Annotated in this window: 12 protein-coding genes; 5 read left to right on the top strand and 7 right to left on the bottom strand. The window is 68.8% G+C overall.

Translation table 11 applies throughout. The features are described from left to right. Positions 1-65 precede the first annotated feature (65 nt). Both G5B46_RS21775 and G5B46_RS21770 read left to right on the top strand, forming a co-directional pair. On the top strand, positions 66-2,819 hold the full coding sequence (locus G5B46_RS21775; protein ID WP_165262391.1) for a pitrilysin family protein: 2,754 nt from the start codon (positions 66-68) through the stop codon (positions 2,817-2,819). 112 nt (positions 2,820-2,931) lie between these two features. Continuing rightward, positions 2,932-3,717, top strand: a complete 786-nt coding sequence (locus G5B46_RS21770) for a prolyl oligopeptidase family serine peptidase (RefSeq protein ID WP_165262389.1) — start codon at positions 2,932-2,934, stop codon at positions 3,715-3,717. An 852-nt stretch (positions 3,718-4,569) separates the two neighbouring features. On the opposite strand, the gene G5B46_RS21765 is transcribed toward G5B46_RS21770, so the two are convergent. From G5B46_RS21765 to G5B46_RS21745, 5 genes are all read right to left on the bottom strand, one after another. Further along, the gene (locus tag G5B46_RS21765; protein ID WP_116489063.1) at positions 4,570-4,848 is read right to left on the bottom strand and encodes an HPr family phosphocarrier protein; all 279 of its coding nucleotides are present in this window, start codon (positions 4,846-4,848) and stop codon (positions 4,570-4,572) included. Then, on the bottom strand, positions 4,845-5,249 hold the full coding sequence (locus G5B46_RS21760) for a PTS sugar transporter subunit IIA (RefSeq protein WP_165262387.1): 405 nt from the start codon (positions 5,247-5,249) through the stop codon (positions 4,845-4,847). Before G5B46_RS21760 ends, G5B46_RS21765 begins: the two co-directional genes overlap by 4 nt. A 75-nt stretch (positions 5,250-5,324) precedes the next feature. Beyond that, positions 5,325-5,759: an HPr kinase/phosphorylase gene (locus G5B46_RS21755; RefSeq protein WP_165262385.1), complete on the bottom strand. Its 435-nt coding sequence runs from the start codon at positions 5,757-5,759 to the stop codon at positions 5,325-5,327. Further along, positions 5,756-7,453, bottom strand: coding sequence for an ATP-binding protein (locus G5B46_RS21750; protein WP_165262383.1), 1,698 nt, complete (start codon positions 7,451-7,453; stop codon positions 5,756-5,758). Before G5B46_RS21750 ends, G5B46_RS21755 begins: the two co-directional genes overlap by 4 nt. Continuing rightward, positions 7,422-8,135, bottom strand: a complete 714-nt coding sequence (locus G5B46_RS21745; RefSeq protein WP_165262381.1) for a response regulator transcription factor — start codon at positions 8,133-8,135, stop codon at positions 7,422-7,424. The genes G5B46_RS21750 and G5B46_RS21745 overlap by 32 nt, the downstream gene beginning before the upstream one ends. 230 nt (positions 8,136-8,365) lie before the next feature. Here G5B46_RS21745 and G5B46_RS21740 point away from each other — a divergent pair, with 230 nt between their 5' ends. The 3 genes from G5B46_RS21740 (at position 8,366) to G5B46_RS21730 (ending at position 10,841) form a co-directional block, all read left to right on the top strand. After that, a complete protein-coding gene (locus tag G5B46_RS21740; RefSeq protein ID WP_165262379.1) occupies positions 8,366-10,072 on the top strand; it encodes a hypothetical protein in 1,707 nt (568 codons plus the stop codon). A gap of 71 nt (positions 10,073-10,143) precedes the next feature. After that, complete coding sequence (locus G5B46_RS21735) at positions 10,144-10,455, top strand: EthD family reductase (protein ID WP_165262377.1); 312 nt, start codon at positions 10,144-10,146, stop codon at positions 10,453-10,455. Between the two features lie 74 nt (positions 10,456-10,529). Further along, positions 10,530-10,841, top strand: coding sequence for an EthD family reductase (locus G5B46_RS21730; RefSeq protein ID WP_165262375.1), 312 nt, complete (start codon positions 10,530-10,532; stop codon positions 10,839-10,841). Between the two features lies 1 nt (position 10,842). Here the strand turns inward: G5B46_RS21730 and pseC are convergent, their stop codons facing one another. Together pseC and pseB are read right to left on the bottom strand one after the other, a co-directional pair. Continuing rightward, on the bottom strand, positions 10,843-12,003 hold the full coding sequence (gene pseC, locus G5B46_RS21725; RefSeq protein ID WP_165262373.1) for a UDP-4-amino-4,6-dideoxy-N-acetyl-beta-L-altrosamine transaminase: 1,161 nt from the start codon (positions 12,001-12,003) through the stop codon (positions 10,843-10,845). Further along, positions 12,000-13,040, bottom strand: a complete 1,041-nt coding sequence (pseB, locus tag G5B46_RS21720; RefSeq protein WP_101716424.1) for a UDP-N-acetylglucosamine 4,6-dehydratase (inverting) — start codon at positions 13,038-13,040, stop codon at positions 12,000-12,002. The genes pseC and pseB overlap by 4 nt, the downstream gene beginning before the upstream one ends. Positions 13,041-13,145: the final 105 nt, after the last annotated feature.

The following is a 13,145-nucleotide window of genomic DNA, read 5'->3' as shown; positions in this document are numbered from 1 at the left end:
GGATGCCCCGCAACCTATGGTGCGGGGCATCTTCGCTTTGCGCGAAAACCTATTCGGGGCCCTTCATGAAGCTGTTCGCCTCCGCCGCCGTCGCGGCGTTGCTCCTCGCCAATCCGGTGCTCGCGCAAGCCGCGCCCAAGCCGTCCGCCAAGGTCACCGGCCAGCTGGCCCAGCTGCCCAGCGTCGACATCCCCTACACCAAGTTCACCCTGGCCAACGGCCTGACCGTGATCGTCCACGAGGACCACAAGGCCCCGATCGTGGCGGTCAACATCTGGTACCACGTGGGGTCGAAGAACGAGCCCAAGGGCCGCACCGGCTTTGCGCACCTGTTCGAACACCTGATGTTCAACGGCTCGGAGAACTTCAACGACGACTGGTTCAAGGCGCTGGAGAAGCTGGGCGCCACCGACATGAACGGCACCACCAACGAGGACCGCACCAACTACTTCCAGAACGTGCCGACCGCGGCCCTGGACCAGGTGCTGTGGCTCGAGAGCGACCGCATGGGCCACCTCGTCGGCGCCATCGACAAGGCCAAGCTCGACGAGCAGCGCGGCGTCGTCCAGAACGAGAAGCGCCAGGGCCAGAACCAGCCGTACGGCCAAGTCTGGGACGTGATCACCGCCAGCACCTACGACGCCGACCACCCCTATGGCCACACGGTCATCGGCGAGATGGAAGACCTGGACGCCGCCTCGCTGGACGACGTGAAGAGCTGGTTCAAGCAGTACTACGGCCCGGCCAACGCCGTGCTGGTGCTGGCCGGCGACATCACGCCGGCCGAAGCCAAGGCCAAGGCCGAGAAGTACTTCGGCGACATTCCGTCGGGCCCGCCGGTCATGCGCCAGAAGGCCTGGGTGGCCAAGCGCACCGGCAGCCAGCGCGCCGAGATGCAGGACCGCGTGCCGCAGTCGCGCATCTACAAGGTCTGGAACATCCCGCAGTACGGCACCGCCGAGTCCGACTACCTGGCCCTGCTGGGCGACGTGCTGGTCTCCGACAAGACCTCGCGCCTCTACCAGCGCCTGGTCTACACCGACCAGATCGCCACCAATGTCGGCGCCGGGGTGTCCGACAGCGAGATCGGCAGCCAGTTCATCGTCACCCTGACCGTCAAGCCGGGCGGCGACCCGGCCGCGGTCGAGAAGGCCTTCGACGAGGAGTTCCAGCGCCTGCTGCGTGACGGCCCGACGCCCGAGGAAGTGGCCAAGGTCCGCACCCTGACGCTGTCGAACTTCGTGCGCGGGGTCGAGCGCATCGGCGGCTTCGGCGGCAAGTCCGACATCCTGGCCGAAAGCCAAGTCTATCTGGGCTCGCCCGAAGCCTACAAGACGAGCCTGGAGCGCATCCGCGGCGCCACCGCCGCCCAGCTGCAGGCGGCCGGCAAGGCCTGGCTGACCGACGGCGACTTCACCCTGACCGTGTCGCCGTTCCCCAACTACACGACCACGGCCGGCGCCGACCGCAAGGCGATGCCGGAAGTCGGTCCGACCAAGGCCCCGGCCTTCGTCAAGCTGGAGCGCGCCACCCTGTCGAACGGCATCAAGGTGGTCCTGGCCGAGCGTCACGAGACGCCGCAGGTCCGCATCGACCTGCTGTTCGACGCCGGCGTGGCCGCCAACGCCGGCGACAAGCCGGGCCTGGCCGGCATCACCACCAGCATGCTGACCGAAGGCACCAAGAACCGCGACGGCCTGACCATCAGCCGCGAACTGGCCCAGCTGGGCGCGGGCATCAACTCGGGCAGCACCCTGGACCTGACCTCGGTGTCGCTGAACACCCTGACCACGACGCTGGATCCGGCCCTGGCCATCTATGCCGACGTGCTCAAGAACCCGGCCTTCAAGCCCGAGGACCTGGATCGCCTGAAGAAGCAGGCCATCGCCGGCGTCCAGCAGGCCAAGCAGAACCCGCAGGCCATGTCGAGCCGCATCCTGCCGGTGCTGACCTACGGTCCGGGCTCGCCCTACGGCCAGCTGACGACCGAGGCCACGCTGGCCTCGATCCAGCGCGACGACCTGGTGCGCTTCCAGTCCACCTGGCTGCAGCCGCAGGGCGCCACCCTGGTCGTGGTGGGCGACACCACCCTGGCCGAGCTGGTGCCGAAGCTGGAAGCCCAGCTGGGCGGCTGGAAGGGCGCGCAGGGCAAGACCAAGCCGTCGGTCCAGGCGCCGGCCAGCAAGGCCGCCGTCTACCTGATCGACAAGCCCGGCGCCCAGCAGTCGGTGATCGCCGCCGGCAACCTGCTGGGTCCGCGCGATCCGAACGACCAGGCCGCGCTCGACGCGTTCAACACCCTGTTCGGCGGCGATTTCGTCTCGCGCCTGAACATGAACCTGCGCGAGGACAAGCACTGGTCGTACGGCGCCTTCTCGGGCGTGCGCGACGCCCGCGGCTCGCGCCTGTTCCTGATCCGCGCGCCGGTCCAGACCGACAAGACCGCCGAGTCGTTCACCGAGGCCCGCAAGGAGCTGACCGACATCATCGGCCCGCGTCCGGTGACCGCGGCCGAACTGGCCAAGGCCCAGAACAGCCTGACCCTGTCGATGCCGGGCAACTGGGAGACGGGCAGCGCCGTGGCCGGCTCGATCACCGAGCTGCTCAACTACGACCTGCCGGACACCTATTTCGACGAGTACCCCGCCGACGTGCGGTCGGTTACGGTCGAGAGCGCCACGGCGGCGGCCAAGAAGGCGATCAAGCCGGACGAACTGGTCTGGGTGATCGTCGGCGACCGCGCCGTGATCGAGCCCAAGCTCAAGGCCCTGAAGCTCGACATCAAGGTGATCGACGCCGACGGCAAGCCGGTCCAGTAGGGCCGGCCAGACGGCAAGCGCGAAGGGCGGTCCTCACGGGCCGCCCTTTTCGTTTGTAGAGAGGGGCGGGCGCCGCGATAAGCCGCCAGGCAACCCGACCAGGAGACGCGCCGTGCAGCAGCCGACCGAGATCATCGTCCTCAGCGACGGCCCGGCCAACGTCATCGAAGGCGCCTGGCCCGACCGCACAATCGACGTGGTCACGCGGGTCGAACTGCACGCCTTCCGCGTCGCCGCGCCCAAGGGGCGGGTGCTGGTCTGCACCGGCGGCGGCTATCTGCGGCTGATGCACGACCGCGAGGGCGTCGAGGCGGCGCTGTGGCTGAACGGCCTGGGCTACGATGCCTATGTGCTGGCCCACCGCCTGCCGGGCGCGGTCGCGCCCGAAGGCGTCTGGCCCTTCGACATCGCCTTGAGCGACGGTCTCTCGGCCTTGGCGGCGATCCCGACCGACCTGCCGCGCCTGGTGCTGGGCCTGTCGTCCGGCGGCCACCTGGCCGGGACCCTGGCCTGCCAGCCGAAGACGGACCTTTCCGGCGTGCTGATCGCCTACGCCCCGATCAACGCCAACCATCGCGACTACAAGGCGCCGGCCGGCAAGCCCGACTATCCGCCCGCGGAGAAGCAGGCCTTCTACGACGCCTGGCCGATCGGCATCGCCGCGCAGCCGCACGGCGTTCCGTCCTGTCCGGTGTTCCTGGCCTACGCCCTGCTCGACGAGGTGGTGCCGGTCGAGCACGCGCTGAACTTCATCAAGACCGCGCGCGACCTGAAGCTGGATCTCGACGCCCACGTCTTCGGCCAGGCCCCGCACGGCTTCGCCCTGCGCGAGCTCGCGGGCACGCAAGGGAGCTGGCCGGAGCTGGCGGCGCGGTGGATGGCGGCGAAGGCGGGGTAGGTCTCCCCATCCCCTCACTTCCCGTCATTCCCGCCCTTGTGGCGGATATCGACCAAAACAGATGCCCGCTCGCGACGCCGGTTTGAAAGTCCGAAACAGGCGGAGGAGCCGATTTCGGTTCACGACCCTTTGCGGATGTTCGGCGCCGCTCTAGAGTTAGAGCATGAAGCCGCTCATGGTCGTCGAGAGCGTATTTGACATCCAAAGCCGGGGTGGATTGGTCATAGCTCCCGGCCCGCTCGTTGCTGACGGTCCAGCAAGGCCCGAGGGTCCCGTTTTGCTGCGGCGACCGGACAGTTCGACTGCTTCGGCAGTCTTGCGGATGGGCGAAGTTTTCCAAACTCCACCGCCGAACGAGCGGCGCTGGGCCTGTCTCCTCAAGGGCATCGACAAGGATGAGGTGCCAATCGGCACTGAGATTTGGCCCATCGACTAGGTCCCTTTGCCATTTGATATTTTCGCCCTTCACGGATGGGATCAGCGATGGGACGCAAAGGACTCCGAATCTCGGACGATGATGCTGTTTCACTTGCCAAAGCGCACGTCGGACAGCTGGACTTGCGAGGGTGGCGATACGAGTTCGGTGCGGTTCATCGGGTTTTTGATGGCCGGATTAGCGTGGTGTTCGATATCTACAGTCCCTCTGGTTCGCTCGTTGATGGACCTGTTGTTTTTCTGGTTGATCCCGATAGCGGCAGGGTGAGCGCATTCGAGGTTCCGTAGGCAAGGTCTCCTCCCCACCCTCAGCGGACACTGAAGGCGTCCGCTCAATCGGGCTGTGTCGGCAGCGGTGGAGACCTCGCCACGAGGGCGGGAATGACGGGCGGATAGGGAAGCGGCTCGAGCCGCGCCCTAGCGCTCTTCGTCGAAGCGGTTGCCGACCAGTTCGACCAGGGCGTCGACGGCGGCTTCGGCCTCGGGGCCTTCGGCGGCGATGTCGATGGTCGAGCCGATGCCGGCGGCCAGCATCATCAGGCCCATGATCGAGCGGGCGTCGACGCTGGAGCCTTCACGGGCGACGGTGACCTCGGCGTCGAAGCCCGAGGCCAGCTTGACGAACTTGGCCGAGGCCCGGGCGTGCAGCCCGCGCTCGTTGATGATCTCGACCGTGGCCGCCGCCGTCCGACTCATTTTTCTCCCGCCAGCACGTAGGAGGCCACGGAGATGTATTTGCGTCCAGCCTCCTGGGCATGGGCGACGCAGGCGTCCAGGTCGTCGCGGCCGCGCACGCTGGCCAGCTTGATCAGCATCGGCAGGTTCAGCCCGGCGATGACCTCGGCCTTGGTCTGCTCCATGACCGAGATGGCCAGGTTGCTGGGCGTGCCGCCGAACATGTCGGTCAGCAGGATGACGCCCGCGCCGTCGTCGACGGCGGCGCAAGCCTTCAGAATGTCCGACCGGCGACGCTCCATGTCGTCTTCCGGCCCGATGCAGATGGCCTTCACCGCGGTCTGCGGCCCCACCACATGCTCCATGGCGGAAACGAATTCCTCCGCCAAACGCCCGTGCGTGACGATCACGAGCCCGATCATGCCTGGTCTCTCAAACGGGATCCCCTTCGCCCGATACGGCAGGGAGGCGCCGCGCGGGTCGCCTTGATACGCTTGTTAGGGGGCGACTCCAAGATGCTCCAGCATCCTGCCGATCTTCGCGGGTGCGGCGGGCTCTAGCGGCCACAGCTCGAAAGCCGGCAAATCCAACCCCAGAAGGCGTTCCGTGCGGGGCTGGGGCAGCCGCTCGACGCGCGCCGGATCGTCGACGCAACGCACCAGCAGGGCGATTTCGGCGAAGGGAAGGGCCGGTTCGGCCACGATCCCGAAGCCGCGGACCTCGACCAGGCCCTTCAGGGGATCGGGCGCGCGGCCATAGAGGCGGCCTTCGGAGGCGAAGGTCACCACCCGGTCGTCGGCCACCAGTCGAAAGCCCTCCTCCAGCGCCCGCAGGGCCAGGTCGCTCTTGCCCGCGCCGGACGCGCCCTCGATCAGCACGCCCCGCCACAGGCCGCGAACGCGCCGGGCGATGAGGCCCGCGTGGCGGATCATTCCCGGCCGCCGTGGCCGTGATGGCCGCCGTGGTGCCCGTGATGGTGATGCCCGTCGCGGCCTTCGCGATGCTCGGGCAGCTCGACCACGAACCGCGCGCCGATCACCTTGCCGTCGTCGTCCTGGCGGTTTTCGGCATGGATCCTGCCGCCGTGGGCCTCGACGATCTGGCGGGCGATCGACAGGCCAAGGCCCGAATTGCCGCCGAACGCCCGGCCCTTGGGCCGCGAGGTGTAGAAGCGCTCGAAGATGGTCTCCAGGTTGTCGGGCGGGATGCCGGGGCCGTCGTCCTCGATCGTGGCGACCAGGCGGCCGTTCTGGCGGACGAGGGCGACCCGCACCTCGCCGTCGCCGGCGCTGAACGAGCGGGCGTTGTCGATCAGGTTGCGGAACACCTGGCTGACCGGGATCTCGCGGGCCATCACCCGCGAGGCGCCGCTGGGCGCGCCGGTCAGGCGCACGCGGACGCTGAACGGCGGCTCCTCGCCGCGCACCTGGGCCTCGTAGATGCTGACGGCCTCACTCAGCAGGCGGGCCAGGTCGATCGGCTTGGGCAGTTCGCGCGACAGCTCCGCGTCGAGACGCGAGGCGTTCGAGATGTCGGTGACCAGCCGGTCCAGGCGGCCGACGTCCTGCTGCAGGATGCCCAGCAGGCGCTGGCGGGCCTTGGGCTCGGTGACCAGGTCCAGGGTCTCGATGGCCGAGCGGATCGAGGTCAGCGGGTTCTTGATCTCGTGCGCCACGTCGGCGGCGAAGCGCTCGATGGCCCCCATCCGTTCGGACAGGGCCTCGGTCATCTCTTCCAGCGATCGCGACAGGTCGCCGATCTCGTCGTTGCGGCGCGAGATGTCGGGCAGGCTGATGGCCCGCGCGCCCTCCAGGCGCACGTGGTCGGCGGCCCTCGCCATGCGCAGCACGGGCTGGGCCACCAGCCGGTGCAACAGCAGGCTGGAGATCAGCACCGCGCCCACGGCCACCAGCACGAAGGGCAGCAGGGCCTTGCGCTCGGCGCCGATGATCTCGTCGACGTCGCCGGCCTCGACGGTCAGCACGCCCAGCACGGCGCGCACGTGCTGGATCGGGATCGACACCGACACCACCCGCTCGCCGTTCTCGGCCAGGCGCACCTGCTTGACGGTCTCGCCCATGCGGGCGCGCTCGATTTCCTGCTCGAACTCGGCCTTGGCGCGCTCCAGGGCGCGCGGCTTGGCGTCCTTGTCCTGCAGCGAGAGGCGGAAGCCGTTGTCGCCCGACTTGCGGGCCGGCGGCAGCACCTTCCACTCCACCCGGTCCTCGACCAGGTAAGAGTCGGCCAGCAGGCGGCCCTCGCCGTCATAGAGACGGGCGCGCTGGGAATGGCCGCTGAAGAACGACTGCAGGATGTCGTTGGCCGCGGCCACGTCGAGCGTCGGCTCGGGCTCGCCTTGCGTGGCGGCCCGCTCGATGATGTTGGCGATCAGCTCGCCCTGGGTGCTGAGGCTGTCGATGCGGGCGTTGATCAGGCCGCTGCGCAGTTCGTTGAGCACCAGGGCCCCGACCACCAGGATGGCCAGGGCCAGCAGGTTCAGCCCGACGATCAGCCGGCCTAGCCGCGAGGCCCGCGGCCAGGACAGCCGCCGGCGATCGCGCGGCGCATCCTCGGCGCCGGGATCGAGGCCCGCCTCAGGCTTCGCGGTAGCGGTAGCCGACGCCATACAGGGTTTCGATGGAATCGAACTCGGGGTCCACCTGGCGGAACTTCTTGCGCATCCGCTTGATGTGGCTGTCGATCGTACGGTCGTCGACATAGACCTGATCGTCGTAGGCGGCGTCCATCAGGTTGTCGCGGCTCTTCACGAAGCCGGGACGCTGGGCCAGCGACTGCAGCAGCAGGAACTCGGTGACCGTCAGGCGCACCGGCTTGCCGTCCCACAGGCTGTCGTGGCGGGCCGGGTCGAGCGTCAGCTTGCCGCGCTTCATGACCTTGGAGCCCGCGGCGCCGGCCGGGCCGGGCGCGGCCGGATCTTCTTCCTCGGGGCGGGCGCGACGCAGCACGGCCTTCACGCGCTCCAGCAGCAGGCGCTGGCTGAACGGCTTGTGCATATAGTCGTCGGCGCCGAGGTTGAAGCCGAGGATCTCGTCGATCTCGTCGTCCTTCGAGGTCAGCATGATGACCGGCGTCTCGGACGACTGGCGCAGGCGGCGCAGCACTTCCATGCCGTCCATGCGGGGCATCTTGACGTCGAGGATCACGAGGTCCGGCGGATTGCTCTCCACCGCCTCGAGACCCGAGACGCCGTCGTAATAGGCCTTCACCGTGTGGCCGTGGCTCTCCAGGGCCAGGGAGACCGAAGCGACGATGTTCTCGTCGTCGTCGATGAGCGTGATCTCGGCCAAGCCGTCTATTCCTCCGAATACCTTCCCGGTGATCCTATCGACCACCGCGCCCCGCTACAACGCACGGAGCGGCCAAGCTTTCCATCGCGCCTTGTCGAACGCCATTGCGGCCGGGGCGTGGCGGGGTTGGACACACTTGCGGCAGCGGCGCCGAACGATGGTCTTCGCCCTTCAACCTCGCCTTAAGGTCTCGCAAGTCATAGTCACGATCCAGGAGCCCCATAAAGCCCATGAGCGATCAGGTCCATTACGAGCTATTCGTGCGCCGCAAGGTCGGCGCGCAATGGACTCTGGACATGGCCACCGAGATTCGCAGCCACGCCCTGGCCCAGGCCGAGGAAGTGCTGAACTCGGGACGCGCCGTCGCCGTGCGGGTCTCGAAAGAGACGCTGGATCCCGAAACCCGGGAATACCGCTCCATCTCGATCTTCACCAAGGGCATGGTCGACGGCGGCAAGCCGAAGAAGCCGGTCGAGGAGATGGAGCCGCTGTGCGTGCAGCCGGCCGACCTCTACACCGCCCACGCCCGCGACCGCATCGGCCGCCTGCTGGAAAGCTGGCTGCAGCGCCACAAGGCCACGCCCTTCGAGCTGCTGCACCGTCCCGACCTGGTCGAAAAGCTGGAAGCCTCCGGCACCGACCTGCAGCACGCCCTGCAGAAGATCGCCATTCCCGAGGCCGAGGCCCGGGGCATGTCGGTCCACGAGCTGATCCGCAACTTCCAGGGCCTGGTCGAGCGCTCGGTCGCCAACCTGATGAAGGCCTTCAAGAAGGGCCAGCTGCCGGACCTCGACAAGGAAGGCTTTGCGAAAGCCGCCGAGCGCCTGGCCGCCGATCCCGATCGCGCCTTCCTGCTGGGGGCCGGCGTCGCCGCCTCGATCGCCCCGGCCAAGGACTGGAGCGAGAAGATCGCCCGCCTGCTCGATCTGGCCGACGCCGCGCCGTCCGAGCCCAAGGCCCGCGCCGCCGCTCTGGCTGCGATCGAGACGCCGCTGGCCGAGATCATCGGCTCCAAGGCCGGCATGGCCGACCTTCTCAACACCGCCGACGACCTGGGCTCGACCCTGGCGGCCATGACCCGCCTGGCCGGTGGCGCGCAGGTCGAGATGCTGATCAAGGTCGAGGCCAGCGTGCGAGCCTGCATGCCGGAGCTGTCGGGCACCGCCAAGCGCCTGGGCCAGTGGCTGTGCGGCGACAACTTCCCCACGGTGCGCGCCTCGATCGCCCGCCGGGTGCTCAAGGAACTGAACGGCGTGCGCCGTCTCAAGCCGACCGACGCCGAGAGCGAGATCGAGCACCTGCGCGCCCTGGCCATGAGCCTGACGGCCGCCGCGGGGCGCATCCTGCCGGCCGAGGACATCACTGCGGCTTTCACCACCCGTTCCAAGACCCTGCTCAACGGCGACTTCATCGAGGCCCTGCTGGGTCGCGACCGCTCGGCCCGCGAAGAGGTGGTCATGCTGATCCGCCTGGCCGAGAACGTCATGGGCGCGGTCAACAAGCGCCATGCCGCCCGCTGGCTGTCGGCCAACATCCAGGCCATGCGCTTCGAGAAGGAGATGCGCCAGGGTCCCGACAGCCCGTCGGTGAAGCTGGCCGCCCTGGCGGCGCTGCAGAAGTCGCTGACCCGTTCGGGCCTGGTGGTCGAGGACTACGGGCCGCTGTGCGCCAAGCTCGGCGACGTCGGCGGCATGGTCGAGGCCGACGCCCGTCTGCTGTCGCTGCTGGCCCGCGCGCCCGCGCCCCTGCCGCAGCGCCTGGCCCTGCTGGCCCGCCTGGCCATGGGCGAGGCCGGTCCCACCGGCCCGGTCGCCGACCGCGCCCGCCTCGAGGCCCTGAAGCTGGCCCGCGCGCCCGAAGCCCGCGAAGCGCTGGCCGCCAGCCCCGAGACGCTGGACCTGCTCAAGGGCCTGGTGCAGCAGCAACAGGCGGCCTGAGGCGCGCTTCCAAGCTTGTCCGCGACCTGACGCGTCCCCAGATCCGTGCTCCTAAGAGTACGGAGCCCGACATGGCCGTCTTCAGCGTCTTCTATCCCGCCCACGACGGGGCCAAGTTCGATCACGACTACTACAAGGCGGTGCACATCCCGCTGGCGCAGAAGGCCTTCGGCCCGACCGGCCTCGTCGACACGCGGATCCTGCGCGGCGTGCCCGGCCCCGACGGCTCGCCGCCGCCGTTCGTGGCCATGGTGCACCTGACCTTCCGCGACGCCGCCGCGCTGCAGGCGTCGCTGGGCGGCCCCGAGGCCCCCGCCGTCCAGGCCGACGTCGCCAACTTCACCGACATCACGCCGGTGATCCAGATCAGCGTCGAGCCGTAGGGCGCCTGCAAGCTTGACCGGAGGGCGCGGGCGGCCAATCTGTCGGCCCGCTCGCGACCCGCCTGGAACTCGTCATGGCCTTCATCAGCATCGTCTACCCGGCCCGCGACGGCGCGCGCTTCGACCACGACTACTATGCGCAAACCCATATCCGCATGGTGCGCGAGGCCTTGGCGGAAACCGGCCTGCTGGACGCCCGGGTCTTTCGCGGCGTGTCGGCCCTGGACGGCGGCCCGGCGCCGTTCGTGGCCATGGCCCACCTGACCTTCCGTGACGAGGCCGCCATGCGCGCCTGCCTGGAAAGTCCGGCGGCGCCCGGCCTGCACGCCGACGTGGCCAACTTCACCGACATCGCGCCGGTGATCGAGATCTACGCGGCGGGGTAGTTTACACGCCCAGCGCCCGCGCCAGCGCCTCGACCACCCGCTCCGGATCCTCGTCGGCCATTCCCGGATAGAGCGGCAGGGTCAGGCAGCGGCCATACCAGGCGTCGGCGCCGGGCAGATCGGCCAGGCCATACCGGTTCACGTAGTAGGGCTGGCGGTGCACGGGGATGTAGTGGACCTGCGTGCCCACGCCGTGGGCCTTCAGGCTTTCGACCACGGCCGCGCGGCTGGTCATCGCCGCCTCGAAGTCGATCAGCACGGTCAGCAGGTGCAGGGCCGGGTCGGACCAGGATGGGCTGACGGCCAGGCGCACCAGCGGCGAGAGCGGCTCCAGCAGGGCCTGGTAGCGCGCGGTCAGCGCCCGGCGGCGTTCGACGAAGCGGTCCAGCTTGGCCAGCTGTGAAATCCCCAGCGCGCACAGCACGTCGGGGATGCGGTAGTTGAAGCCCAGTTCGGGCATCTCGTAGACCCAGGGCTCGGCCCCGGCCGGCCGCACCATGCCGTGGCCGCGCAGGCTGCGGGCCTTGGCCGCCAGCGCGGCGTCATTGGTGGTCAGCATGCCGCCCTCGCCGGTGGCGAGCGTCTTGACCGGATGGAACGAGAAGCTGGCGAAGGCCGAATAGGCGCAGTCGCCCACCGGATGGGCCTCGTTGCCGAAGGTCGCGATCGAGCCCAGCGCGTGCGGCGCGTCCTCGACCAGCACCGCGCCGGCCGCGCTGGCCATGGCCTTCAGCGCCGGCAGGTCGCAGACGTCGCCGCGCAGGTGCACCGGCAGCACGGCCCGCACGCGGCGCTCGCCCACGCGGGACAGGGCGTCGGCCAGGGTATCGGGGGTCATCAGGCCGCTGTCGGGGTCGACGTCGGCGAACACCACCTCGGCCCCGGCGTAGCGGGCGCAGTTGGCGGTGGCCAGGAAGGTCACCGAGGGGGCGATGCAGACATCGCCCTCGCCGACCCCCAACGCCATCATCGCCAGGTGCAGGGTCGCCGTGCCGTTCGAAACGGCGATGGCGTGCTGCGCCCCGACCTTCTGCTTGAAGGCCGTCTCGAAGGCTTCGACCGTCGGGCCGGTGGTCAGGAAGTCGGCGCGCAGGGCCTGCGCGACAGCCGCGATGTCGTCATCCTCTATCGTCTGCCGGCCGTAGGGGAGGAAGCCGCTCATCGCGCGGCCTTCTCCTCCAGCATGGCCAGCAGGCCTTCGGGCGAGAGCCAGTCGTGGTTGTTGTCGCTGCTGTAGGAGAAGTCCTCGGCGACTCGCTTGGCGCCGTCGGCTTCCGAATAAGGCTCGCGGCCGAACTCGGCGAAGTTGGGCTCGATGGCGAAGCGGTCGTCGAACTCCACCGTCGAGCGGGCGTCGTCGGCGCTGATCATGATCTCGTGCAGCTTCTCGCCGGGGCGGATGCCGATCACCTTGACGCCCGCGCTCGGCGACATGGCCTTCACCAGGTCGGGCATGGCCATGGACGGGATCTTGGGCACGAAGATCTCGCCGCCGCGCATCAGGTTCAGCGACGACAGCACGAAGTCGACCCCCTCGTTCAGCGTGATCCAGAAGCGGGTCATGCGCGGGTCGGTGATCGGCAGCTCGGTCGCGCCCTGGTCCAGCAGGCGGCGGTACAGCGGCACGACGCTGCCGCGCGAGCCCACGACGTTGCCGTAGCGCACGACGCAGAACCGCGTGCCGATGTCGCCCGACAGGTTGTTGGCCGCCACGAAGGTCTTGTCCGAGGCCAGCTTGGTCGCGCCATAGAGGTTGGTCGGATTGCAGGCCTTGTCGGTCGACAGGGCCACAACTTGCTTCACGTGGTTGTTGAGGCTGGCCCAGACCACGTTCTCGGCGCCCAGCACGTTGGTGTGGATGCACTCCGAGGGATTGTACTCGGCGGCCGGCACCTGTTTCAGGGCGGCGGCGTGGATGACGATGTCGACGCCGCGCAGGGCCAGGGTCAGGCGCTCGCGGTCGCGCACGTCGCCGAGGAAGAAGCGCAGCTTGGCGAAGTCGGCCTCGTCGAACTGCTCGCGCAGCTCCAGCTGCATGTCGCTCTGCTTCAGCTCGTCGCGCGAATAGATGATGACCTTGCGCGGGCTCGACCGCTTCAGCACCGTCTCGATGAACCGGCGTCCGAACGAGCCGGTGCCGCCGGTGACCAGGATCACCTTGCCGTCAAGGTCGAGGGATTGCGGTGAAAAGCGTCCCAAGATCAGCCTCCTCGCACCCGCCGCGCGCGCATCTGACGCACGGGGAATCTAGGTTAACGCGTTTGTGCGGCGCCAGACGTAAAGAGGACGTCAACCACGACGGGT

Source organism: Caulobacter sp. 602-2, from assembly GCF_011043625.1.
Taxonomy (GTDB): Bacteria; Pseudomonadota; Alphaproteobacteria; order Caulobacterales; family Caulobacteraceae; genus Caulobacter.
Note: the sequence above shows the minus strand (reverse complement) of the source record. Positions and strands in the feature narration are given on the sequence as shown.